23 protein-coding genes are annotated in these 26,033 nt (G+C 40.1%); all 23 read right to left on the reverse strand.

The window, feature by feature from the left end:
* Nucleotides 1-140: 140 nt before the first annotated feature.
* The 23 genes from CZ487_RS15775 to CZ487_RS15885 all read right to left on the reverse strand — a co-directional run bounded on the left by CZ487_RS15775 (nucleotide 141) and on the right by CZ487_RS15885 (nucleotide 25,933).
* Entirely contained in the window at nucleotides 141-521 is a 381-nt protein-coding gene (locus tag CZ487_RS15775) for a MaoC/PaaZ C-terminal domain-containing protein (RefSeq protein WP_077213239.1), read from the reverse strand.
* A 12-nt stretch (nucleotides 522-533) separates the two neighbouring features.
* Nucleotides 534-941 carry an FAS1-like dehydratase domain-containing protein gene (locus CZ487_RS15780; RefSeq protein WP_077213240.1) on the reverse strand — a complete coding sequence of 136 codons (408 nt, stop codon included), beginning with the start codon at nucleotides 939-941 and terminating at the stop codon, nucleotides 534-536.
* 31 nt (nucleotides 942-972) lie between these two features.
* Nucleotides 973-2,157, reverse strand: a complete 1,185-nt coding sequence (locus CZ487_RS15785; protein WP_077213241.1) for an acetyl-CoA acetyltransferase — start codon at nucleotides 2,155-2,157, stop codon at nucleotides 973-975.
* Nucleotide 2,158: 1 nt separating this feature from the next.
* Nucleotides 2,159-3,568 carry an OB-fold domain-containing protein gene (locus CZ487_RS15790; protein ID WP_077213242.1) on the reverse strand — a complete coding sequence of 470 codons (1,410 nt, stop codon included), beginning with the start codon at nucleotides 3,566-3,568 and terminating at the stop codon, nucleotides 2,159-2,161.
* Nucleotides 3,569-3,658: 90 nt separating this feature from the next.
* Nucleotides 3,659-4,831, reverse strand: a complete 1,173-nt coding sequence (locus tag CZ487_RS15795) for an acyl-CoA dehydrogenase family protein (protein WP_077213243.1) — start codon at nucleotides 4,829-4,831, stop codon at nucleotides 3,659-3,661.
* 36 nt (nucleotides 4,832-4,867) lie between these two features.
* Nucleotides 4,868-6,418, reverse strand: coding sequence for a long-chain-fatty-acid--CoA ligase (locus CZ487_RS15800; protein ID WP_077213244.1), 1,551 nt, complete (start codon nucleotides 6,416-6,418; stop codon nucleotides 4,868-4,870).
* A gap of 15 nt (nucleotides 6,419-6,433) precedes the next feature.
* Nucleotides 6,434-7,537 carry a CaiB/BaiF CoA transferase family protein gene (locus CZ487_RS15805; protein WP_077213245.1) on the reverse strand — a complete coding sequence of 368 codons (1,104 nt, stop codon included), beginning with the start codon at nucleotides 7,535-7,537 and terminating at the stop codon, nucleotides 6,434-6,436.
* 123 nt (nucleotides 7,538-7,660) lie between these two features.
* Complete coding sequence (locus CZ487_RS15810) at nucleotides 7,661-8,572, reverse strand: SDR family NAD(P)-dependent oxidoreductase (RefSeq protein ID WP_077213246.1); 912 nt, start codon at nucleotides 8,570-8,572, stop codon at nucleotides 7,661-7,663.
* 130 nt (nucleotides 8,573-8,702) lie between these two features.
* Nucleotides 8,703-9,887, reverse strand: coding sequence for a CaiB/BaiF CoA transferase family protein (locus CZ487_RS15815; RefSeq protein ID WP_077213247.1), 1,185 nt, complete (start codon nucleotides 9,885-9,887; stop codon nucleotides 8,703-8,705).
* A gap of 54 nt (nucleotides 9,888-9,941) precedes the next feature.
* A complete protein-coding gene (locus CZ487_RS15820) occupies nucleotides 9,942-11,231 on the reverse strand; it encodes an acetyl-CoA hydrolase/transferase family protein (RefSeq protein ID WP_077213248.1) in 1,290 nt (429 codons plus the stop codon).
* A gap of 84 nt (nucleotides 11,232-11,315) precedes the next feature.
* Nucleotides 11,316-12,509 (reverse strand): thiolase family protein, encoded by a 1,194-nt coding sequence (locus tag CZ487_RS15825; RefSeq protein ID WP_077213249.1) that lies wholly within the window; start codon nucleotides 12,507-12,509, stop codon nucleotides 11,316-11,318.
* A 31-nt stretch (nucleotides 12,510-12,540) separates the two neighbouring features.
* Nucleotides 12,541-13,401, reverse strand: coding sequence for a hydroxymethylglutaryl-CoA lyase (locus CZ487_RS15830; RefSeq protein ID WP_077213250.1), 861 nt, complete (start codon nucleotides 13,399-13,401; stop codon nucleotides 12,541-12,543).
* A 17-nt stretch (nucleotides 13,402-13,418) separates the two neighbouring features.
* On the reverse strand, nucleotides 13,419-14,591 hold the full coding sequence (locus tag CZ487_RS15835) for an acyl-CoA dehydrogenase family protein (protein WP_077213251.1): 1,173 nt from the start codon (nucleotides 14,589-14,591) through the stop codon (nucleotides 13,419-13,421).
* Nucleotides 14,592-14,620: 29 nt separating this feature from the next.
* Entirely contained in the window at nucleotides 14,621-15,397 is a 777-nt protein-coding gene (locus tag CZ487_RS15840) for an enoyl-CoA hydratase/isomerase family protein (RefSeq protein WP_077213252.1), read from the reverse strand.
* A gap of 25 nt (nucleotides 15,398-15,422) precedes the next feature.
* Entirely contained in the window at nucleotides 15,423-16,205 is a 783-nt protein-coding gene (locus tag CZ487_RS15845) for an enoyl-CoA hydratase/isomerase family protein (RefSeq protein WP_077213253.1), read from the reverse strand.
* A 59-nt stretch (nucleotides 16,206-16,264) separates the two neighbouring features.
* Nucleotides 16,265-17,464, reverse strand: coding sequence for a CaiB/BaiF CoA transferase family protein (locus CZ487_RS15850; protein WP_077213254.1), 1,200 nt, complete (start codon nucleotides 17,462-17,464; stop codon nucleotides 16,265-16,267).
* Between the two features lie 91 nt (nucleotides 17,465-17,555).
* Entirely contained in the window at nucleotides 17,556-18,338 is a 783-nt protein-coding gene (locus CZ487_RS15855; RefSeq protein WP_077213255.1) for an IclR family transcriptional regulator, read from the reverse strand.
* 264 nt (nucleotides 18,339-18,602) lie between these two features.
* Complete coding sequence (locus CZ487_RS15860; protein ID WP_077213256.1) at nucleotides 18,603-19,364, reverse strand: SDR family oxidoreductase; 762 nt, start codon at nucleotides 19,362-19,364, stop codon at nucleotides 18,603-18,605.
* A 32-nt stretch (nucleotides 19,365-19,396) separates the two neighbouring features.
* Complete coding sequence (locus CZ487_RS15865) at nucleotides 19,397-20,965, reverse strand: acyl-CoA synthetase (protein ID WP_077213257.1); 1,569 nt, start codon at nucleotides 20,963-20,965, stop codon at nucleotides 19,397-19,399.
* Between the two features lie 40 nt (nucleotides 20,966-21,005).
* Complete coding sequence (locus CZ487_RS15870; RefSeq protein ID WP_077213258.1) at nucleotides 21,006-21,995, reverse strand: MBL fold metallo-hydrolase; 990 nt, start codon at nucleotides 21,993-21,995, stop codon at nucleotides 21,006-21,008.
* A 236-nt stretch (nucleotides 21,996-22,231) separates the two neighbouring features.
* Nucleotides 22,232-23,410 carry an acyl-CoA dehydrogenase family protein gene (locus CZ487_RS15875; RefSeq protein ID WP_077213259.1) on the reverse strand — a complete coding sequence of 393 codons (1,179 nt, stop codon included), beginning with the start codon at nucleotides 23,408-23,410 and terminating at the stop codon, nucleotides 22,232-22,234.
* Between the two features lie 62 nt (nucleotides 23,411-23,472).
* Nucleotides 23,473-23,886 (reverse strand): PaaI family thioesterase, encoded by a 414-nt coding sequence (locus tag CZ487_RS15880; protein WP_237562899.1) that lies wholly within the window; start codon nucleotides 23,884-23,886, stop codon nucleotides 23,473-23,475.
* Nucleotides 23,887-24,205: 319 nt separating this feature from the next.
* Nucleotides 24,206-25,933, reverse strand: coding sequence for a class I adenylate-forming enzyme family protein (locus tag CZ487_RS15885; RefSeq protein WP_077213260.1), 1,728 nt, complete (start codon nucleotides 25,931-25,933; stop codon nucleotides 24,206-24,208).
* Nucleotides 25,934-26,033: the final 100 nt, after the last annotated feature.

Consider the following 26,033-nt stretch of genomic DNA (forward strand, 5'->3'; position numbering starts at 1 on the left):
CTTCCGCCGCCAGTTATAATAACTGTTTGATTCTTCATAATATAACCCCTCCATTTATTTGAATTATCTAATTATTCTAACTATAGGGATGCCCGCCGTTTTGGGCGGCGGGCATCCCTATAGTTAGACTGCTATTTTGATTATTTTCTAATTTCGAAGTTACCTTTAACTTTGACTTCTCCAGCCTCGTTCACAGCTTCTGCTTCACATACCCAGCGGTCTGCTGTTTCATCAACAACGCTGCCTCTTACTGTGATTTTTTCACCTGGTCTAGTCATCGCTCTGAAGCGGACATTAAACTTAGCAAGATCGTCTACTGAACACCATTCGCCAATTGCTTGACCAATGAATCCCATGATCATCATTCCATGTGCAATAACTCCGCCTAGGCCAGCTTCTTCAGCATATGGAACAACTGTATGGATTTGATTGAAATCCCCAGAAGCGCCAGCATATTTTACTAGCTGTTGATGTGTTACTTCATCTTTTTGGATTGGTTCGAATACATACCCTACATTCATTTTTTTCGCCTCCTAGTGTCTTTCGATTGTGGTTGAACGTGAAATTAATACAAGTTCGCCCTTTTCATTGTAAAATTCTTTTTTTATGACAAAGAAATTCATAGCAGCTTTTGTATAAGCATTTTCAACAGATCCTTTGACTGTTAGGACATCGCCAGGATTGATTGTTCCTACATATTCGTATTCCATTTCACCATGCAGGACCTTCTTCATATTAAGGTTTAATACAGCAGAAGTGTTTTGAGTTCCACCCCAGAAATCAATAACAGTTGGGAAAGTTGGAGGAAGCTTTTCCCCTTTTAAATATTCTTCTTTTAAATCCCCAATTGCCAAAGCGAGCTCACGAGCTTTCACGCCTTCGACTTTAAATGTGTACGTTTCTAATTGCATGCCAATTTTGTCTTGTAATGATGTACTCACTGGATTCACTCCTTTTTTAATTTTTTCTATATTAAGATAATTCTTTCCCTACTACTGATACAAAGGAAACACATTGCATTGGTGTTCCGCCAAGGTTATGCGTTAACCCGATCTTCGGATTATCAAGCTGACGCTTGCCGGCTTTTCCTTGGAATTGAAGGTACATTTCATATAGCATTCTGAGACCGCTCGCACCGATTGGGTGTCCGAATGATTTTAATCCGCCATCAGGGTTAACAGGCAGCTGCCCAGTTAACTCGAACTTGCCATTCAAAACATCCTTCCAGCCTTGGCCGCGTTCACTGAAGCCTAAATCCTCATAGATAACCAATTCTGTTGGAGTGAAGCAGTCATGAACTTCAGCCATATGAATTTCCTTGCTAGGATCTTTAATACCAGCTTCTTTATAAGCAGCTTGAGATGCTGCAACGTTTTCTTTAATCATTGTAAAATCAAAGTCCTGACGTAAGCGTCCATCTCCAGGACCTGCAGCAATTGATAATGCTTTAACATACATTGGATCCTTACGGTATTTATGAGCATCTTCAGTACGAACGATGATCGCTGCAGCTGCTCCATCCGCAACACCAGAACAGTCCATGATTCCAAGTGGCGCCGCAACTAATGGAGACTTATTAATAGTGTCCATAGAAACTTCATTGCGGTATTGTGCTTTAGGATTTAATGAACCATTGTAATGGTTTTTATAAGCAATGCGAGATAAAACTTCTCTTCCTTGTTCCTCTGTTAAACCATATTTTTTATAATAAGCTGGTGCAAGGAATGAGAAGTTAGCAGGTGCTGAAATATTTGGTGCTGTTCCATCAGTTGGTACAGGTGGTCTCGTTAATCCGCTGTACCCAGAATCCTTTAATTTTTCTACCCCTATTGCAAGTACCATGTCATAAGCACCTGAAGCGACTGCATAGCAGGCATTACGGAAAGCTTCTGACCCTGTAGCACACATGTTCTCAACTCTCGTTACTGGAATATATTGAGTCTTTAATGCACCTGAAAGTGTAATCCCTGCTAATCCAGATGCATACGTTCCTAACCATGCAGCTTCAACATCAGTCGGCTCAATTCCTGCATCATTAAAAGCTTCATAGGCAGCTTCTACTAACATATCGTCTACACTCTTGTCCCAATGTTCTGCAAATCTTGTGCAGCCCATTCCAATAACGGCTACTTTATCACTAATTCCCTTTCTGCTCATCTTAGACACTCTCCTTTTCCCTGATTGGCCGCGCTTTCCAGAAATAGTTGCTGATGCCTCCAGCTTCGTATAGACGTCTGAATGTCATTTCAACATTCATGCCAATTTCGATTTCTTTTGGGCTGCAATCTGTTACTTCACAAATGATTCGTCCGCCATTATCAAAATCTATTACCGCGACAATCGGTGGAGCCGGAGCAGCTGCAAGATGATCCAAAGTATAGGTCATAACTTTGGCAGATTGACCGACAAAGCGATAATCATCCATTTCATCCTTCGCTTGACACTGGGTACAAACCCGTTGCTTCGGAAATTGAGCTGTTCCACATTTGCGGCATTTTGATCCAGTAAAGGAAAGATTTTGATCATATCCTCTATGCAATGCTGGTGCTGAAGGACGTTCTGTTGCTGGTCTTCTTGGCGGTTCTGTTTTTAAGATATCTCTCCACTTTAAGTAATCACTGTACAGAAGTTTATCGCTTTTAATAGATAAGTATGTTTCAACGCCTTTTCTACTCTCAAGGCTGTTAATCGCATCAGTTACTTCAAAAAGAATAAAGTCTAATCCTTCAGCGAAATCAATCACTAATAACTGGTCTCCTGGCTTCGCAGATTCTAATGCAGAAATCAGCATCATTGGTGCATGAGCAGTTCCTGTATCTCCGACGAAATCAAAGAGTGGATTTTGTATTTGATCCTTGCCAAAACCAAGAGCTCCCGCTGCTTGTGTATGAGCACGGTTACCAGGTCCGGAAATAATCACTTTTGCAATCGAATCAGGTGTGCGATCATTTTTTTCTAAAAACGGTGTAATCGCTTCCCTAACTTGCTTTAAAAATACGGTAGAACCAAGACGTTCTTCCCAGTTTTGTGTAAAATCATCGCGTTGGCTGCGCCATTGGCTGACAATTTCCCCTTGCATTGTTCCAGAATCGACGATTTTTGCAACCACATCGTCACCGCTTCCAACAAGAAGGGAAGCAGCTCCGTCGCCAAACCAAAGTTCGTTCTGGCCTGTTGGCGCACCAATTCGGCAATCTGCAGCAATTACCAGAGTTTTTTCTTGAGCTTGTGCAGCCAAAATGGAAGATGTTCCACTTTTAAGAGATGCGTTTGCTTCAATTCCGCGTACGTTTTTGTTAAGTCCTAAAGCGGTTGCAATCGTTGCCATGGAACCTTTCTCTTGATAAGGTTCACTTGTCGTTGCGAAGTAAACTGCGTCTACCTCACTTGGGTTAACTCCATTCAAACAATCAATTGCTGCTTCTACTCCCATTGATACGCTGTCTTCATCATAACCAGCAATCGCTTTCTCTCCACCAAGACCACGCTTACCATAAAACTCAGCAATCTTGCTTCGCTGAAGGCGATTATACGGGATATATGCGCCGTATGAAATGATTCCTTTCATATTCCTTCTCCTCTCAATTTACAATTACAAGTATTTGAATTAAGAATAGATCTTAAAAACTTGTCCTTACCATTCTATTAGCAAAGAATATTAGGCATTCACTGTTGGTGCATTTTTTAGATATTCTTTATGAAGCTGAGCAGCAATGATGTTCTTTTGAATTTCAGATGTTCCTTCATAGATTTTCGTGATTCTAGCATCACGGTAGTATCTTTCGATCGGGAACTCTCTGATGTAGCCAATTCCGCCGTGAATTTGAACAGCTTTGTCGGCTATACGGTTATAAATCTCAGAACCTAGCAATTTAGCCATTGCCGCTTCTTTGATTACGTTCATGCCTTGGTCAACCATCCATGCAACACGGTATGTTACAGAACGTAATGTTTCAACATCTAGTGCGATCTCGGCTAAATAATGTTGAATAATTTGCTGTTCGAAAATTGGTTTTCCAAACTGCTCACGTTCATGTGCATATTTCACGGATAATTCTAATAATTTTTGACAAGAACCTAGGTTACGAGCAGCAAGTCCTGCACGTCCATTCGCAAGGATTTTCAATGCGTTAACATATCCTAAGCCTTCAACACCTAGAACGTTTTCGACTGGAACTTCACAATCTTCAAAGAAGATTTCAGATGAATGAGAACCGCGTAAGCCCATTTTTTCTTCTGTTTTTCCAACGACTAAACCTGGGAAGTTCTTTTCTACGATAAAAGAAGTGATTCCTTTTGCCCCTTTGCTTGGGTCTGTAACAGCCATGACAGTAAAGACATCGGCAATTGGACCGTTTGTAATATAATGCTTGGAACCATTAATAATGTATTTATCACCTTTACGGACAGCTTTTGTTTTAATTGCAACTGCATTTGAACCTGCACTTGGCTCAGTTAAGGCAAATGAACCGATTAAATCCCCTGCAGCCATTCCTGGTAAGTACTTTTGCTTCTGTTCTTCGTTCCCCATTTCAACGATTCCTACAGAACCGATACCAGTATGAGCTCCGATAACGGTTGTGTAACCGTTTGATGTACGGCCGATTTCTTCATAAAGGGCACATTTTCCAACCATGTCAATTCCAAGACCGCCGTACTCAGCTGGGATACTAAGTCCAAATAAGCCCATTTCTTTACTCATTTGCATAATGTTTTCAGGGATTCTATCTTCTCTCTCGATTTGGTCTGCAACCGGGTCTACCGTATTGTCGACAAAGTCGCGAATCGTTTTCTTCATTTCAACTAATTCTTCTGATAATTTGAAATCCATGTTGTAACACTCCTTTAAATAGTTAAGTCATTTATATTAAGCATTTTGCTTTGATGAAAATTCTTCAACTAGCTGCCGTCTTAAAATTTTTCCTACAATCGTTTTTGGCAGTTCTTCTCTGAATTCAATACCTCTAGGGATTTTATATCTTGCCATCTTGTCTTGACACCAATCTAGCAATTCTTCTACTGTTAGGGTGGCTCCTGCTTTTAAAATAACAACCGCTAACAGCTTTTCTCCTAGATATGAATCAGGAACCCCAAACACACATGCCTCTGCTATCGCTGGATGCTGATAAAGTACTTCTTCTACTTCTGCAGGGTAGATATTCAATCCGCCTGCAATGACCATATCCTTTTTTCTTCCAACAATATAGTAATAACCGTCCTCATCTTTTGTAGCAATGTCACCAGTGTAAAGCCAGCCGTCGCGAATGGCTTCCGCAGTTTCAACTGGTTTCTTCCAGTATCCTTTCATAACCTGCGGACCTCTAATGATCAATTCACCGCTTTCACCGGTCGGCATCTCATCAATGCCATTCTCGATATCAACGATTTTCGCCTCTGTTCCAGGAATCGGCATACCCACACTGCCAATTTTTCTTACTCCGCCTAATGGAGTTCGATGAGTAGAAGTGGTTCCTTCAGATAGCCCATACCCTTCAAAAATAAGAGCCCCTGTTTTTTGTTCTAATTCCTTGATGACTTCTACCGGAAGTGGAGCCGATCCAGAAAGACAAATCTTAAAGCATGATAAATCATATTGTGCTAATTCAGGATGATTCAATATGGCGATATACATAGTCGGTGAACCCAGGAAGTAAGTTGGTCTGTATTTTGCAACCAGTCCGAGTACTTTGGTTGCGTCGAATTTCTCCAAAATGATATATGTAGCTGCATTCAACACCGTGTAATTCATATTTGTCATCGCCATCGCATGGGTTAGCGGAGCAACTCCTAAAATTCTCTCTGATGCTTTTTCAATTACACTAGCAAAAACACTTCCCATTTGATGGATATTTGAGAGAATATTAAAATGCGTTAGCATCGCACCTTTTGATCTGCCTGTTGTACCGCCCGTATACTGAAGAACGGCTACATCTTCTTTTGCATCAATCTCAATAACTGGCAGCTCTGTTACCATCTTCATGGATATCAGCTGGTTTTGGTCCTTTTCGTCTTTTGTAAAAATGACATTAATATTGGCAAATTGATCAATCTTACTGAATTTTTCCGCTTGATGCGGGTGGCAGACAAACCATTTAGGTGAGGCATCGTCAATGATGTATTCTAGTTCAGACGTTTGATACAAAGGATTCACTTGAACAACCGTTCCACCTAAACGCTGAGCTGCATAATAGGAAATGACATAGTCAACTCCATTCGGCAGCATTAGACCAATTCGGTCACCTTTTTGAAAGCCTTTACTAAATAGGACGGATGCGAACGCATCGACCGTATCCTTCAATTGCTGATAGGTTAACTGGATTGAACCGTCAATGACAGCAAGATGATCATGATGTTCCTTGGCGGTTGTTTCTAACAATCTATAAATAGAGCTACGTGATAAATATTCAAAATCGATCACTGTTTTTCCTCCTTTCTAATAGACTTTATTTTCATATTTTTCTTTAAATTCTACAGTGTGCTGTCCAAGTCCAGGTGGTACACTGTGTGTTTTAATATCCTGAGCTGGTGAGAATCTAGTAGATATTTGGCGGATCCCATCTTTTTCGACAATCATTTCACGTTCTGTAAATAATGGCTGCTGGTGTACTTCGCTAGTTTCAAGTACAGGTGCTAAACAGCAATCTACTTCCTGCGCGAACTTCGTCCATTCCTCAAGGGTTCTGCTGGAAAACATATCTTTCAATTCTTCAAAAACAGGATTATTCGGCTCAGCCAAGGAGAAATGGTCTGGGATCCAGCTTAATTTATTTAAAGCTGTGCATAAATTCGTCCAAAACTTTGGCTCCAAAGCTCCTAAACTAACATATCTTCCATCTTTTGTTTCATAGATGTAATAACACACATGCTTATTATTCAATCTCGGTATTCCGTGTTCTTCTCCCGTTATGCTTTCATGTACAACATGATTGGACATTAACGAAAGCAACGTATCCGTAATCGATAGATCAATATAAGAACCTTCACCCGTACGCAGTTTTTTCACCAATGCAGCTAGAATTGCTTCTGAAGCTGAAATACCTCCAACAAAATCTGCAATCGTTGTACTTGGCTGCACAGGACGACCAGTTTGATCCTTAAATTGTGCCAATGTTCCACTCCAAGACAAGTAATTGATATCATGTCCTCCTAATTGGCTTAACGGGCCGGTTTGACCATAACCTGACAGAGAGCAATAAATAATATCTTCCTTGACTTTGATAACATCTTCATAAGAGATTCCCAGCCGGGCGACGACTCCAGGGCGAAATCCTTCGAGCACAACATCCGCATCGCGAATTAAGTTTAATGCGATTTGTCTGTCATCTTCTTCTTTTAAATTCAAGACGATGCTTTTTTTATTACGGTTTTGGGTATTAAAAACTAATCCATCGCCTTTTTTATTAGTGGAAGGCCGCGATGGGTCTCCTTGAGGAGATTCCACTTTAATGACTTCGGCACCCATATCCACTAATCTTAACGTTGCATGCGGACCAGGTAGATATTGGGAAAAATCAAGTATACGAATTCCTTCAAGCACAAAGCATTCCCCATTTCTGACTTTCTAATATTCTGTACATGCAGCAACTAAGGCTCCATTAAATGTGTATATAAGCAATCAGTCATGAACTGATTGCTTATATAGCGAGATTATTAATATCTATTAAACTAGCGGCTCATAAGGGAAAACATCTTTACTTACTTCAAGTGGAGTAAAGCTGCTTTGTAATGCAGATTTAATGTTAGCAATGCTGTCAACAGACCAGCCTTCTGAATTGTAAACAGAGCGTACTGGACGAGGTTGAGAGAATACGAACATTTCTTTTCCTCTTACACCAAAGATTTGTCCTGTTACATCGCTAGCCTGTTCAGAAGCTAAGAACGCAACGATTGGTGCGATATGAGCTGGTGACATTTGTTTCATTTTTTCAACACGTGCTTGTTCACTCTCGTCGTTTGTTGGAATTGTTCCAATTAGACGGCTCCAAGCAAATGGTGCGATCGCATTAGCTGTTACTCCATAACGAGACATATCTAACGCTGTGCTCTTTGTTAGTCCCCAAATACCCATTTTTGCTGCTGAGTAGTTTGCTTGACCAAAGTTACCAATTAATCCAGAAGTTGAAGTGAAGTTAATGAAACGTCCGCTTCCTTGCTCTTTGAAAATTGGTGCAGCTTGTCTTGTCATATTGAATGAACCTTTTAAGTGTACAGAAATTACAGAATCAAATTCTGCTTCAGTCATTCTGTGTAGAATACGGTCTCTTAAAATACCAGCATTGTTAACAACGATATCTAAGCGGCCAAATGCATCAATCGCTGTTTGAACAATCTTACCAGCAGCTTCATACTCAGATACTGAATCATAATTAGCAACAGCTTCGCCGCCAGCAGCCTTGATTTCAGCTACAACTTCATCTGCAACCTTTGTATCATTACCTTCACCGTCAGAGCTTCCGCCTAAATCGTTAACTACTACTTTAGCTCCTTCTTTAGCTAGCAATAATGCGATTTCTCTTCCAATTCCACGTCCAGAACCTGTAACAATAGCGACTTTGTCTTGTAAATTTGTCATTTTAATATCAACCTTTCCATTCTTGTTTTTTGAAGTGATTATATATAGTGAATTTTATAATCCTAACTGTTTAAGAAATAATCTTTATTATTTCACGTCTGCCTGCGTGAAGCTTGACAGTTTATGGGTCTTAGATAGCACCTGCGTCTTTTAATGCTTGAATCTGCTCGTCCGTATACCCTAATCCGTTTAAAACATCATTTGTATGCTCGCCTAGCAGCGGAGGGTAATACCGGACTTGTGCAGGTGTTTCTGAAAGCTTTACTGGAAAACCAGGAACTTTCAAGTTTTCGACATTTGGATGCGGGATCTCAATCATCATTTCCCTTGCTTCTATTTGTGGGTGATTGAGAACTTGATCGATTGTATGGATCGGTCCGCATGGTACTCCTGCTTCTTCCATTTTTTCAAAAATATCTTTGCTTTCCAATGTGATCAAACGATCTGAAAGTATTGCTATTAATTCATCACGATTTGCAACGCGATTATCGTTTGTCGTAAATTTTGCATCTTCGAGCAGATCATGCCAGCCAAATGCCTCACAGCATTTTTTCCAAAGACCATCGTTTGCTACAGCAAGGATGAAATCCATATCCTTGGCTCTAAACGCTTGGTACGGAACAATCGATGGATGAGCTGAGCCCATTCTCCCTGCTGGTTTTCCTGTTGCCATATAACCTGTTGCCATGTGATTAAGCAGGGTTACTTGCCCATCGAGCAAGCTTACATCTACAAATTGTCCTTTTCCGGTTCTTTGTGCAGCAAATAATGCACTTAAGATCCCATATACCGCAAACATTCCTGTCGTTAAGTCTGCGATAGACATACCCGCTTTTGCCGGGCTCCGGTCAGGCTCTCCCGTAATGCTCATTAATCCGCCAAAACCTTGCAGCAGTAAATCGTAGCCAGCTCTATCCTTTTCAGGACCTGTTCTGCCAAAACCGGAAATTGAACAATAGACGAGACGCGGATTGATTTCCTTCATCTTTTCATATCCATAACCTAGTCGATCCATTGTCCCGGTCCGATAGTTTTCAACCAGGATATCGGCATCTGCGGCTAGTTTATAGATGATTTCTCTGCCTTTTTCGCTTTTCAGATCAACTGTAATACTTCTCTTATTACGATTTGACGTAAGGAAGTAGCAGCTTTCACCATTCCATGTAGGAGGAGTGAACCTTCTAGACTCGTCTCCCTTTCCAGGCTGTTCCACCTTGATTACATCTGCTCCCTGATCACCAAGAAGCATCGTACAAAATGGACCAGCGAGTGTTCTGGATAGGTCAAGTACTTTAACCCCTTCTAAAGACTGCATGCAATATCTTCTCCTTATGAATTATTTCCAGGTGTATAGGATATTCTTTTTTTATTACACGGATAAAGCGCTGTTAAACTGTGCTCTTAAATCCTCACGGAAATCCGGATGAGCAATCGCAACTAACTCCTCGGCACGTTCCCTAAGCGACTTCCCAAATAAAGAAGCAATTCCATATTCAGTAACGACATAATCAATTTCTGTCTTAACTGAAGTAATGTATGGTACCTTCGCTTTTATTCTTGACTCTGCGCCTCTTCTCGCAGTGGAAGGAAGGGCAATAATCGCTTTGCCGCCTTTAGAAAGTCGAGCTCCGCGAATAAAGTCCATTTGACCGCCAACACCTGCAACAGGATAAGTGCCGACTTGTTCCGCATTGATTTGACCAGATAAATCTACTTCTAATGCCGAGTTAACAGAAATGAAGTTACTTAATTTCGCGATAACAGCAGCATTATGGGTATAATCTGATTGATATAATTCAATGTTTTTATTGTTGTTCGTGTATTGATAAAGTGCGTCAGTACCTGTCATCGTCGTACAAATCGTTTTATACTGATCAATTTCTTTATGCTCGTTCGTTATTACACCGAGATCCATTAGATCTGTCACAGCATCTGTAATCGATCCAGAATGGCAGCCAAGCCCTTTTTTTGACTTTAATGATAATAAAACGGCATCCGCAATTTTTCCAAGTCCTACTTGAATATTGGCATAATCAGGAATGAGCTCCGCTACATAACTTCCAATCTTCATTTCCAGCTCCGATGGCGTACCGCTGAAAAGTGTCAATAGCGGGCGATTTGAGACGACGAAAGTATCAATCTCTGAAACATGTACAAGTGTATCCCCAAAGGTACGTGGCAGTTCATCATTCACTTGGGCAATAACAAAATTAGCGTTCTTAATCAAAGCTTGTACGGTATCAACTGAAATCCCAAGATTGCAATAGCCCTCACTATTAGGCGGTGACACTTGAACAAGAGCGATATCTATCTTTTCCTGCCTTACCCAGCGAGGCATATCTGAAAGGTTTACCGGTAAGTAATCACAAACATTGTTTATGTAAGCACTTTTCAAGGCCCCGGATCCTAAGAATGTACGGATCTTAAAGTGTTCATGACAAGAAGGATCTGCATATACACATGGACTGCCAACTACAGCATTGTAGATCGTGACATCCTCAAGTCGGTTCTTTTGTGCAACAAGTTCTTCAACTAGCGTTTGCGGCTCATTGCAATATGGTGCAAGAAATACTTTTTGGTGCGACTGGACTGCAGCCATTGCTTCGCTAGCACTTTTTAGCCGGGAATCATAAATGCTTTCCCAATCTTTCGTAGTCATACTGGATTCACCTCCGCCTATTATGTAGGATTCAAGTGCATGCGAGCCGCTGCCGGCATACACCTGAAATATTAAAATTGAAAATTATATTTGCAGATTCTCAACAACGGTTGTAATACCTAAACCGCCGCCAATACAGAATGTAACCAATCCGTATTTTTCTCCGCGTCTTTCCATCTCATGAAGGAGCTTTGTCATAAGTACTCCGCCTGTTCCGCCGATTGGATGTCCTAGTGCGATCGCACCGCCGTTGACGTTAACACGGTTCATGTCAAGACCTAACTCTTTAATAACAGCCAGTGATTGTGCTGCAAATGCTTCATTAAGTTCAACCAAGCCAATATCTTCAAGCTTTAAGCCTGCTTGCTGTAATGCTTTACGAGTTGCTGGTGCAGGTCCGATCCCCATGATTTCAGGAGATACCCCTGCTACCGCTTGAGCAATGATTTTAGCTCTGGGCTTTTTGCCATAGCGTTCTGCAGCTTGATCTGACATGAGAAGCACAACACCTGCACCGTCGTTACGTCCGCTTGAGTTACCAGCTGTTACCGTACCACCATCTTTAAATACAGGTTTTAACTTGGACAATGCTTCCATGCTTGTTTGTCGTGGATGCTCGTCAACCTTGAATTCAATACTTCCTTTTTTCGTTTTTACTTCAAAAGGAACAATTTGGTCTTCAAATAATCCAGTCGAAATAGCTCTCGCAGCATTTTCTTGACTGCGTAATGCAAATTCATCTTGCTCCGTACGGGAAATATTATATTTTTCAGCCAAGTTTTCAGCTGTCATTCCCATTGTTAAATCTCCATATACTTCCATAGGCTGCGCCCTAGGCTGACTTTCTGTATTTGGATCAAGTAATAACCCTCTGCCGGCACCATAGCCGAAGCGCGCATTCCTTAAATAGTAAGGAGCCGTGCTCATGCTTTCTGCTCCACCTGCAATGACAATGTCATTTAAGCCTGTCATGATTTGCTGCGCACCATTATTCATTGCCTGAATACCAGAACCACATTGACGGTGAACGGTATAGCCTGTAATTTCAATTGGGAACCCAGCACGTAGTAGCGCTAGGCGTGCAAGGTTTGGCGAATCAGTGCTTTGCTTAGCCTGACCGATAATCACTTCATCCACTTCAGCCTTATCAATCCCTGTACGGACTGCAATTTCATCCAATACTTTGGCAGCTAAATAATCTACTTCGACATCCTTTAAAGTTCCACCCATACGTCCAACTGCGGTACGAACGGAATCGATGATTAATGCATTTCTCATTGAAAGCTCTCCTTCTAAGATCTAATACTCCTCAGACTTTACTTGATAGACTTTTGGCAAAAGGAGTAATTTTTGTCAGTTCGTTGTAGTCAACTTCGGTCTTAATGCCCATTCTTGAAACCATATTTAACAGATCTTCTGTAGATAGATTCCCAGTAGCGCCTGGAGAGTAAGGACAGCCGCCAAGACCGCCTACCGAACTATCAAACTTTGTAATACCTGCTTGCATGGCTGCCACGACATTGGCCAGCGCCATTTTCTCAGTATCATGGAAATGACCGACAAACGAAGTATCTGGATATAAAACTCTTAATCTAGCTAATCTTTCATAGACGATTTTCGGATCTGCCTGTCCGTTTGTGTCACCAACATCAATCTCGTCTGCACCAAGTTCTACGAAGCGGTCGCAGACATATTTGACCTCGTCAAAAGAAACATCACCTTGGAACGGACATTTAAACGCCATGGAAATATAGGCACGGATAAAAATATCCTCTTTTTTGGCTCTTTCAAACATCGGCACGCACTCGTCTAATGATTCAGAAGTAGTTTTGTTAATATTCTTTTTATTAAATGTATTACTTGCTCCTATAAACACAGCGATTTGTGGTGCTTTTGCTGCTATTGCCCGTTCGAGTGCCTTAAGATTTGGTGTTAAGGCAATGTACGTGATTCCGAGCTCATTACAGTAGCTGGATATTTCTTCACAATCAGCCATTTGCGGAACCCATTTCGGATGCACAAATGATGTCGTTTCCATGCGGGAAAACCCAGCCTTTGCCAACTGGCTGATTAACTTTTTCTTGTCTTCTGTTGAAATAGGCAGCGGTTCATTTTGTAATCCATCACGAGGACCAACCTCTATGATTTCTATTTCCTTTGGTATAAACAATTGATCAGCCCCCTGAATTAGTATGATCTAGGTAATCCAAGTACGTGTTCAGCGACAAATGATAGAATTAAGTTAGTTGAAATTGGCGCCACTTGATATAATCTAGTTTCCTTGAATTTACGTTCAACATCATACTCCTCAGCAAAACCGAAACCACCATGTGTTTGTAGAGCCGTGTTAGCTGCTTCCCAAGATGCGTCCGCTGCAAGAAGTTTTGCCATGTTTGCTTCAGCTCCACACTTTTCACCAGCATCAAACATTGCTGCTGCTTTGAAACGCATTAGGTCAGCTGCTTCAATATTTACGTGTGCACGTGCAATCGGGAATGAAATTCCTTGGTTTTGTCCGATTGGACGGTTGAAAACAACTCGATCATTCGCATAATTCGTTGCGCGTTCAACGAACCAGCGGCCATCACCGATACATTCTGCAGCGATAAGAATACGCTCAGCGTTCATTCCGTCTAAGATATATTTGAATCCTTTTCCTTCTTCACCGATTAGGTTTTCAGCAGGAACTTCTAAATCTTCAATAAATAATTCAGTTGTCGCGTGATTCATCATTGTGCGGATCGGCTTGATTGTTAAACCGTTTCCAACCGCTTCTCTAAGGTCTACTAGGAGTACAGATAGTCCTTCAGATTTCTTCTTCACTTGTTCAATTGGAGTTGTACGAACAAGCAAAATCATTAAATCAGAATGCTCTGTTCGAGAAATAAATACCTTTTGACCGTTTACGATATACTTGTCTCCTCTACGCTCTGCAAAAGTTTTTAATTTCGTAGTGTCAGATCCAGTGTTTGGCTCAGTTACTCCAAATGCTTGTAGTCTTAAAGAACCATCTGCAATTCCAGGTAAATATTTTGCTTTTTGTTCTGGGCTTCCATGACGAAGAAGTGTTCCCATTGTGTACATTTGAGCGTGACATGCTCCTGCGTTTCCACCTGAACGGTTAATTTCCTCTAGAATAATAGAAGCTTCTGTGATTCCAAGGCCTGAACCGCCGTACTCTTCCGGGATAAGGGCAGCTAAGAAGCCATTTTTTGTAATTTCGTTAACAAATTCTTCTGGGTAAGCTAACTTTGCATCTAATTCTCTCCAATAAGAATCTGGATATTTGCTGCATACGGCACGTACGCTTTGTCTTAGTTCTTCATGAAATTGTGTATTATCTTTTACTGTTGCAGTCATATGTAATTCCTCCAATATAATTGAATTTATTAATTAAAGTTAGGTTTACGCTTTTCAAAAAAGGCTTTTACCCCTTCTTTAAAATCGGCTGACTCAAAACACATCGCTTGTGCAAATCCTTCTAACTCTAAAGACTCATCAAATTCAGAGAAAACGGATCTGTTCACTAATTTTTTCATTAAACCAAGGGCCATCTTCGGTCCTTCTGCAAGCTGACCGGCTAATTTATAAACTTCTTCAAGCAGAAGTTCGTCTTCCACAACTCGATTAACCAAACCAATACTTTGTGCTTGTTCTGCAGAAACTCGATCTCCAAAGAACATTAATTCTAATGCGCGATTGCGTCCAATTAATCTTGGTAAAAAGTACATTGACCCTAGATCCGGAACTAACCCTACTTTTGCAAAGCTTTGAATGAAGAAGCTTGATTTACCAGCAACGACTATATCACAGGCTAACGCTAAGCTGACACCAGCACCCGCTGCCGCTCCATTTACAGCTGCAATAACGGGCTTCTCCAATTCAACAATCGCCTTAATCATTTCATGTCCAGATTGCAATCTTTTTCTGCCGGAAACAGCATCCATCTCCGTTAAGGCGCTAAGGTCGCCTCCAGCTGAAAACGCTTTCCCTTCCCCCGTTAGCACGATCACCTTGACTTCATCATTATTTTTTGCTTCATTCAAAAAGTCTCTAATTTCTTCACGCAATTCTAAACCAAGGGCATTTCTGACCTCAGGGCGATTTAATTTAACCGTACAAACTCCATTTTCTGTAGTTGTAACTTGAATATTTTGGTAGGCCATCTATGTGCCACCTCCTTTCAATGAATTATTTTCCAATAAATTGCGGGTCGCGCTTTTCCACAAAGGCACGAACACCTTCAAGTCGATCTTCTGTATTGATGCAGCGGTTGTAGTAGCTTATTTCAACCTTCTTTGCATCATCATTAGGCATACCGAACAGCTCATTTACAGATGATTTACAATTTTGTACAGCTAATGGTGCGTTTTTAGCAATTTTCTCTGCGATTTCAAGCGCTTTTTCACGGATATCACTTGATGTTCCGTAAGCATTGAGGAGTCCTGCTTTTTCTGCCTCTTCACCTGTAACAATCTTACCTGTAGTAACCCATTCTTTTGCACGGTGAACACCAATCCACTTTGACAAAAGCCTTGTTCCGCCGCCGCCAGGCATTATTCCTCTTGTTACTTCCGGAAGTCCGAATTTAGCTGTATCCGCCGCAACGATCATGTCGCAGTTCAAGACAATTTCAAATCCTCCAGCAAGTGCAAAACCATCGACAACCGCAATGACCGGCTGCTTCATATCCTGGATTTGATTAAACATTTTTTGGAATAGAAGGTGTTGATTTTTCCATTCTTCTTCTGTCATATTGTTGCGTTCTTTTAGATCTGCTCCAGAGCAAAAGGCCTTCTCTGTTGAAGAAGTAATTAATACTGTTCTGATATCACTAGCGTCTATTTCACGGCAAATCCCAAGAATTTGCTCAGCCATTTCAGTTGTGAAAGCATTCCGAGCTTCTGGACGATTCAAGGTGATTTCTGCAATAGTAGATTCTTTCCCTACTCTTTTCCATTCTACAAGAGCCATTACGGTCATTCCTTTCAATACAAGCTCATTAATTTGATAGATTAGTATATTGGTAATTTTCAGTTATTTACAGATGTCTTTTGTCCAATGACTCCACTTGTTCTTAGCTGTTCAATTTCTTCTTCAGAGTATTTTAATTGTGAGAGAATTTCTTCTGTATGCTCACCAAGGATTGGTGAATGTGAGTGTATTTTTCCTGGTGTATTTGAAAACTTGAGCGGGAATCCAATTTGCTTAATAGTACCTGCAATCGGGTGATTCATTTCGGTAAATAGTTCACGTTCAATTATTTGCGGATCTTCAAAGATTTGATCAATATCGTTAACAGGACCAACACAAGTATCCTCTGCCGCTAATAGATCGACCCAATATTTTTGATCTTGTTGCTTAAATAACTCAGCGAGATCCTGTTTCAGTTGTTCCTGCACTTCATCTGGACCTTCATGTAGATCAATCCATTCTGGCTTTCCAACTAATTCACAAATTTTCTTCCAGAACTTGAATTCAGAAGCTCCAACTGATAAATATTTTTGATCCTTTGTTTCGTAAACGCCATAAAAAGCAAACTGTCCATCTAGACGAGTTGTTCCTTTTTTAGGAATCTTACCTGAAGCAAAGTAATCTGATGCTGCTGCATATAACCAAGTAACTGCTCCATCCATCATCGATACGTCAATATATTGTCCTTTTCCTGTACGTTCTTTATGGAAAAGCGCCATACAAATCCCAGATAATGCCATTAATGCTCCGCCGCCGATGTCTGCGATCTGCACACCCGGAACAACTGGCTTGCCATCTTTTTCACCGATAAGGCCAAGTATTCCAGCATAACCTATGTAATTAATATCATGTCCTGGCAAGTTGCGGTATGGTCCTGTTTGGCCATAACCAGTTAGTGAGCAATAAACGATTCCTTCATTAATCTTTGAAATCTCTTCATAGCCAATTCCTAAACGGTCCATTACCCCTGGTCTGAAACTCTCGATAATGACATCTGCTTCTTTTGCCATCTTCTTGAAGATTTCTTTTCCTTCTTCTGATTTAAGGTTCAGTTCAACACTCTTCTTATTTCGGTTAATCGTTAAATGTCTAGCACCGATTCCTTCGATTGCGGGCTTTCTCCATCTGATATAATCACCATTCCCCGGCTCTTCTACCTTTATGACCTCGGCACCATAGTCTGCCATCATTAAGGTACAGTAAGGACCTGGAAGTAATCTAGTAAGATCTAAAACTTTCACACCGTTAAGTGCTCCCATTGTTTTTCCCCTTCCTGATAATAATGTCATATAATAATTGATTAAGAAAAATATTATTCTAGGAAACTTGTGATGACGCTTTCAAGTTTCTTTAAAAATTACGAAGTCTTCTGCTGATTTCCTCTGATGCTTGCTTAAGATAGATTCCCTTCGTATGCAGGTCCTCTTTCTCATATTGCGACGCAAATCCGATTAATTCGACAGATAATTCAACTCTTTCATCGTTGGTGAAGATTGGAGCTGCAATCCCGCATAGACCTTTAATATATTCTCCGTAGGTTATGTAGTAGCCGTTTTTTCTAATTTTGTCTATTTCCCCTTCTATAAAAAGAATTTCTTCATCTGTGAAAGATTTTAATCCGCGATCCTGTTTGAGGAAATACTCTCGTTCCGTTTTTTCCATATATGCTAGAAAGCACATCCCGAAAGATCCGTCTGTAATGGAAAAATGTCTTCCAACCGAAACGCTGACTCCAAAATCGTTTGCTTCTACTTTTGCTACAATGGCTAACTTTTCTTCACCTATCTTGTTGACAAGAATTGACGTCATTCCGGTTTGCTTCGTTAACTCTTCAAGATATGGCATAATAGTAGTAATGTAATTCAAGTGCTCTTTGGCTCTCTCACCTAAGACAACAAGATAAGGACCGAGTGTGTACCTTTTCTTGTCCTCTATGTAGCGAACGATTGATAGTCCCTCCAAACTTTGTAGTATCCTGTAGCAAGTTGCTGGATTCAACGACAAAGCGTTCGCGATCTCTGTAACTGTACTTTCCTGGAACCGCTTTCGGCTAAGAAGTTTTAGAATGGCAAAAGCGTTTTCCAATGCTGGCACAGAATACTTCCGCTTTTCCTTCGTCTTTTGATTTTCCATAATTGACACCTCTTGATGATTATTTTATATATAAAAAAATTTTTTGTCAATGAAAATTCTAAAAATTTTGTATTATTGTGCAAGATAGAATCTTAAGATTTATAAAGGTATATTTAAATAATAAATGCTTATTTTGTATTTTACTAGTAAAAGCCTGCTATTATTTGCCTTGTTATACTTCTCTTTCAATCATCAGTCCACACATTTTACGAAAGAAAACCAGAGAGTAAATTCTCTCCGGCTCATCTGTAAACTATTTCTTTATTATAGGGAAGCCCCGCCATCAACAGCGATCACTTGACCAGTTGTAAAATTACCAGCATCACTTGCAAGTAATAGAGCAAGCCCCTGCAGTGATTCAGGATCTCCCGTTCTTTTCATAGGATTTCTAGATTCTAAAATTTCTTTTGGCATAAACTTTGACATTTTTGTTAAGAAGATTCCTGGAGCAATAGCGTTTACATTAATACCATATTCTACCCATTTAAGAGCTAGATCCCTTGTAAAGTGGTGAACTGCTGCTTTACTCGTGCTGTACCCAATTGCATTAAGCTCACTTGCACCTTTTGCTCTTAATCCGGCAATTGAACCAATGTTAATGATCTTTCCATATTTTCTGCTAATCATATGCTTTCCAACTGCCTGGGACATCAAGAATGTACCTGTTACATTGACATCGATTACTTTCTGCCAAGCAGATAACGGCATTTCCTCAGCGTTAGCACCCCAAGTTGTGCCGCTATTATTCACAAGAATATCAATTTGCCCAAAATCAGCCAGAACAGCTTCTACTGTTTTATTAACATCCTCTTCGCTGGAGATATCACAGGCGTAAGCAGCTGTTTTAACTCCGTATTTTTCCTTAATTTGCTCTGCAGTTTCATGGCAGTTTTCTATTTTGCGTGAGCAAAGCGCAATATTTGCTCCATACTCAGCATAGGCCTCAGCAATTATTTGTCCAAGGCCAATTCCTCCTCCTGTGATAAGTGCAGTACGCCCACTTAGATCAAATATAGATTTCTTCATCTCAAATCTCTCCTTTTTTCATATTGTTATTCTTATAGAACTTTATTTTCATGATTATCTGCGCGAAGTGCTGTTTTTAACACTTTACCCGCAGCATTTCTAGGAAGTTCATTTAGAAATTCAACGATGCGCGGTTTTTTGTATGATGCAAGCCAGGTTTGGCAATATTCTATGACTTGATCCGCCGTTAAATGTTTACCTGGCTTCATTACTACGCATGCTTTTACCGTTTCGCCCCACTTTGGATCTGGCACACCAATAACAGCAGCCTCAAGAATATCTGGATGAGTGTAGAGCACTTCTTCCAATTCTTTTGGATATATATTCTCCCCGCCGCTGATGATCATATCTTTCTTACGATCAACAACATAGATAAAGCCTTCCTCATCCCTTCTCACCAAGTCACCGCTATGGAACCATCCGCCTTTAAAAGCCTCAGCTGTCGCTTCGGGATTATTATAGTATTCTTTCATCGTGGTAGGGCCTTGGTAGACAATCTCTCCTACTTCCCCTAGTGGAACATCATTCATTTCATCATCGACAATACGGACACGTACATTGATCGAAGGCTGACCAACTGAATCCGTTTTTCGAAGAGCATCCTCACCGCTTAAATATGTGGTAGAAGGACTCATCTCTGTTTGACCAAAAGCTTCTAGTATTCTTGCATTTTTAAACACTTCCATAATTCTCTTCTTAATTTCAAGAGGACAAATCGCTCCCCCGATTCCACAAGAAGTCATAGAGCTTACATCATAGTCTTCAAGATTCGGAACCTGCAGGAGAAAATTCCACATTGACGGTACCATGAACATGTAATTTAATTTCTCCTTATCAATCGTTTCGAGCACGACTTCTGGTTCAAATTCGCGATGAATGTATATCGTGCCTTCTAGCAAACAGTTTTGCAGAAGAGTCGACAGGGCTGCCACATGGAACAAAGGAGCAATCACTAGCTGCTTGACCCCTCTTCTCCATTGTGAATGATAAAGCTTATTCATCCCATTCATGTAAATATTTTTATGTGTTAGTACTGCGCCTTTTGGTTTTCCAGTCGTTCCTGAGGTGTAAATAATTGCGTGGGCATCGTCATCACTAAGGTCAACATGTTGAAAGCTTACAGGGGTGTTGTAAATAGACTCATAAGGGATGGAATTGATTACAGTGTTTGGTTTAACTTCGCCAACTGTAACAACCAACTGTACTTTTGGAAGATTTTGAATGATTGGCCTAATCCTTTCAAGGAATTCTTCCTCCACAAATAAGATCTTTACATCAGATTGATTAATAATGTATTCAATTTCACTGGCGACTAAACGGAAGTTTAAAGGAACGAAAACAGCACCACTTAAACTAGCACCAAAATACAACTCCACAAACGGCAAGCCATTTTTAAATAGACAGCCTACTTTATCATTCTTTTGAATTCCATTTGATAGCAGCCAGCCTGCTAAATGTTCAACCTTCTGTACTAAATCTTGATACTGGATACGCTGATCTCCATATATGTAAGCATCGCGTTCAGGGACATTGTGCGCAGCGTATCTCAACGCTTCCCCAATAAGCAGCTGTTGAGACTTTTCTACTAACTTCTGATCCATAATAATCTCCTTTCATTAACAGGAACATAGAATTCCTTCATTATTTAGAAGTACTTATACTTAAGTCTTGTCTATACTCGATAAAATCTTCTTTTATATTCTGCAAGGATAAATACTCCCGATAAAACTCTGCAAATGGTTCCCCTTGTTTGATCAACCGTTTCAAATGTTTAGCGATCCCGAGCTTTTCACTTTTTAAATAAAATGGATTGCGGTTATTTTGTTCTTCATAATAGAAGATACCCTGCATCGTTAAGTCCTGTGGAGCACCTCCTGACTTTACAAAACGCTTAATGATACTCTCTCTTTTATTAATAATATTTAAGTAGCCGTCTAATTCCTTTTTGTAATCTTCTTTTAGCATGATTCCTCTTTGGTGTGCGGTTACATAATATTTAGCATCAACTTCAAGAGTCTTATAAGCTGATTGAATAAATAAATCAATATCGCCATCTGCATCACAGTAAAATGGACCAAAGGATGTAAGATCAAAATCACCGACAAAAAGGATGCCATACTCTGGAAAATATGGCAGACAATACCCTTCGGTATGGCCAGGAGCATAAATCATCATGACCTTTGAATCAGATACAGTAAATTCTTGATCATAATTATAGGTACCATTAATATACATTTGTCGATCTACAACATCTTCGAGTCCAGGAAATGGCTGCTTTCGCTGTATTTCTAGAAATTGCTGTATTTCTTTTTCTGAAAACACAGCAGGAAACCCTTGTGCTAAGATTAATTCTCTTGTGTCAACCGCTTTTTTGTAATCGAGTGGATTCATATATTTCTCAGCCTCGGGAAACAGATGCGTACCCCAAGTATGGTCCAGGTGATGATGTGTTAAATATATTTGTTTTACATCATATTCTTTTTTGATATTTCGTAAAGATTTTACACCTGAACCGCAATCAATAAGAGTAGCATCATGTTTGCCTTTTACTAGCAGCGATGTGGAGAAAGGCATACGGCTGCCATTTTCCCCCATCATGATCTCGACAGGACCAATTTTGGATATGTTCATCTGTATTCCTTCTCTCTATATTTTAAAAATTCAAAATTCTTTGAGTAGAGTGAATTCTACTTTCTTCTATTATATATAGATAACAACTATATATAAATAACAACCAATAAAAAGGATTCTATTAGATTAGAATCCTCTTTATGTGGTCTATCCTTGTGAGTCAGTTTGTTTCTAAAAATAAATCCCACTAATCCCCTTATGGGTATTAAGTGAATGACCCACCATTGATCCGTTCCTTATAGTCCTAAATTTTTTGCAATAATGACCTTCATAATTTCGTTTGTTCCGGCAAAGATTGGGGATACAGCGATATCTCTGTAACGTCTAGCAATCTTATATTCTTCCATATAGCCGTAACCACCATGAAGCTGCATGCAATCAGCAGAAATTCTTCTAGCCATATCCGTAATCCACCACTTCGCCATTGACACCTCTGTCACGATATTTTCACCGTTTTGATGACGTACGATTAATGAATCAATAAATGTACGGCCAAGCTGTACCTGTGTAGCAATCTCTGCTAATTTGAATTGCGTATTTTGGAACTTCCCGATTGGTTTTCCGAATGCTTCTCTTTCTTTTACATATTGAAGCGTTAATTCAAGCATATCTTCAGCAGCAACTTGACCGCCGATCGCTGCAAGTATACGTTCTTGCTGAAGCTTTGACATTAAATATTTGAATCCTTGACCTTCTTCTCCGAGCAGGTTTGAAACCGGTACTCTAACATCTTCAAAAATTAGTTCAGATGTATCCTGTGCATGCATTCCAACCTTATTCAATTTCTTCCCTTTTGAAAACCCAAGTGTTCCTGCTTCTACTAAAATTAAGCTTACTCCTTTATGTGGAGGATTCGCTTTCGGATCTGTTTTACAAGCAACTACTACTAAATCTGAATGAATGCCATTTGTGATAAACGTTTTTTGTCCGTTTATTACATAATAATCGCCATCTTTAATGGCAGTTGTCTTAATATTGGCCAAGTCAGATCCTGTACCAGGCTCTGTCATCGCAACAGCTGTAACGATATCTCCACTAACACATCCTGGCAAATATTTTTGTTTTTGCTCTTCTGTACCATATGTTTCAAGGTAAGGGACGATAATATTGCTGTGTGTTCCCGGACCAGCCAGTCCCGCTCCCACTCGTCCTAATTCTTCAGAAAGGATAGTGGACATTGCGAAGTCACCGCCAACACCGCCATATTCTTCACTGACAGTTGGACATAAAAAGCCATTTTCACCTAGTTTTATCCAGAAAGAACGAGGTACTAATTTATCCGCTTCCCATTGTTCAAAGTAAGGAACTGCTTCTTTTTCTAAGAACTTTCTTAAAGAGTCACGAAACATAACATGCTCTTCTGTAAAATAAGGTCTTTGTGTGCTTTGTGGTTGGAATACTGCTGTGTTTGTCATTGTTTTACCTCCTATGTATATGTAAAGATAGTAGTTTGCCCTCGTAATCAATTTCGAACAGCCTATTGTTTCGGGCGTATGATTTTAAAGGTACCGATCGTTTTGGCTAATACTTTGCCATTGCAATCCGTCACTTCTCCTTCTGCAGTTACAATGCTTTTTCCTTGCTGCACAATCTTTGCTGCAGCGTACATTTTGTCTCCTTCACTAAAAGCAGCAAGATAATTAATAGACACATTGATTGTTATAACCTTCTGTTTTACTGCTGAACGAATGGTTGCACCCATAACTGTATCTAAAATACTGAAATAGACACCGCCATGGACAGATTGATTAACATTTTGATGATTAGGACCAACCTGCAGCGAATAGACCACGGCACCTTCTTCAAATTTTTCTAACTTAATCCCTATATAATTATTGAAAGGACTGCTTTCATAAACTTTTCTTAATTCTTCCATCGACTGAACAGCCACGGTTATTCACCCCTTTTTTTATATGAATCAGCCTTAATTCTAAATGAAGCGCTTACAGAGAGTATAAAACCTACCTTCGCCATATTTCATCTATCGGTATTCAGTACCTTTAATTGATATTATATCGATAGCCTAATTTATAGTCAATTAAAAATTATCAAATAATTCCTAATATAATTTTATTTGAAGATTTATTTAAATCAATTCTCCCCGTAAAAATATTAACACACTATTTAAATTCAGTCTCTAAGTTTCATAAGAAAAACCCAATTCACCAAAAGTGAAATTGGGTTTTTTCCATTCTAGTAATCTATAACTATTATTTTACGGACGGTTGCTCCTCTCTTTTACGCAACTCACGCTTCAACACTTTTCCCGCGCCGCTTAATGGCAGTTCATCCAAGAATTCTACTTCCCTAATTTTTTTATAAAAAATGACTTGTTCATTCACAAAGTCCATTAATTCTTGTTCTGTTGCAGCACTGCCATCCTTCAAAACAACAAATGCTTTTGGAATTTCACCAGCTTCATAATCAGGTTTCCCAATCACAGAAACATTCGCAACAGCAGGATGCTTAAACATATGTTCCTCTAGTTCGCGCGGGAACACATTATAACCCTTATAAATTAACATATCCTTCTTACGGTCAACAATTGCCAAGTATCCATCTTCATCAATTACACCGATATCTCCAGTCCTTAACCAGCCATCCTTTAATACAGCAGCCGTTTCCTCAGGCTTGTTTAAATAACCCTTCATAATCTGTGGACCGCGGCAGCAAATTTCCCCTTCTTCCCCAGGCTGCAGCGGCTCGTCGCTACCTTCAGGGTTCACAATCTTGATTTCTGTATCAAAGACAGGAATGCCGACAGTTCCAACCTTTCTTATCCCTGACTTAAAGCTAGGATTAGAAGTGACCCCCATCGTTACCTCTGTCAACCCGTATGATTCTGTAACAATAGCATCCGGAAATCGTTTCTGAAGTATTCTAATTAGTTCCATATGTAAAGGTGCCGAACCTGACGTTAGTTTTTTTACAGAGGATAAATCGCGGCGTTCAAAATCAGGATGACGCGTTAGCGCAACAAACATAGATGGTGCGCCGCCAATCTGTGTCACACGATACTTCTCCGCTTCTTTTAAATATAGCCCCGGATCAAAACGCTGGTGCAGGATTAGGGTTGTCCCGGATAAAAATGGTTTGCTTAAGTAACCGATCGTCCCCATCGCATGGAACCATGGTGCCAATTGGATAAGGCGGTCATCTCCGAGTAATGTTAAATACTCATCAACACCTCCAGTCAAGCTCTCGTCAATCGGTTCGAGAACCAACCCATCAGCAGTTACCTTTGGCAAATGACCGTTACCCCAAACTGTGAATTGCAAAGTATTTGCCACAACATTGAAATGCGGTATCATAACCCCTTTTGATGGACCCGTCGTTCCTCCAGTATAAGCCAAATGCGCCAAGTCCTCTTTTGGGTTAAATTCAATCTGTAACTCTCTCTCTTCTCCTTTGTCTTTAAAAAGCATAAAGCTTTGCCAACTTTCATCACGGTTAGTAATTTCTACTGATTTGTTGTCATTTAGTTCATTATCATCCGTAACCAACACTAAATGCAGGTTCGTTTCATTGATTACTTTTGCAATACTTTCAGAAAATTGCTTCCAAGTGACAACAGCCTTTGCACTGCAGTCATTTAATTGATAAGCCAAATCCTTCGGAGGCAGCAAAGGATTCACCGGGGAGAACGTTGCACCACTTAGCATAATTCCATAGTACGCTACTACATATTGAGGACAGTTTGGCATATGTATCGATACAACATCACCTTTGCCAATTCCGTTTAAATGAAGAGCATTTGCAAATTTCAAAGCTTCTTTATAAAAGTACCGATAACTGTACTCTACACCTTGATAAATAATGGCTGTATGGTCGCCGAACCTGTTGGCACTGCCTTTAATAATCTCCCCAACTGGAACTACGGGATAATCGATACTATATGGCATTCCTTTCGGCCAGAACTTCTTTAATTTTTCTTGCATCGCATTCAACTCCCTCTTTTATTTTTATAAAAAACCTAACAGTATCCCACGTAGTGAACGTGGGATACCTCCTGAACATAGTCATTCAATTTCAAAAATT

It is taken from the genome of Robertmurraya dakarensis (assembly GCF_900156875.1).
GTDB lineage: Bacteria > Bacillota > Bacilli > Bacillales > Cytobacillaceae > Robertmurraya > Robertmurraya dakarensis.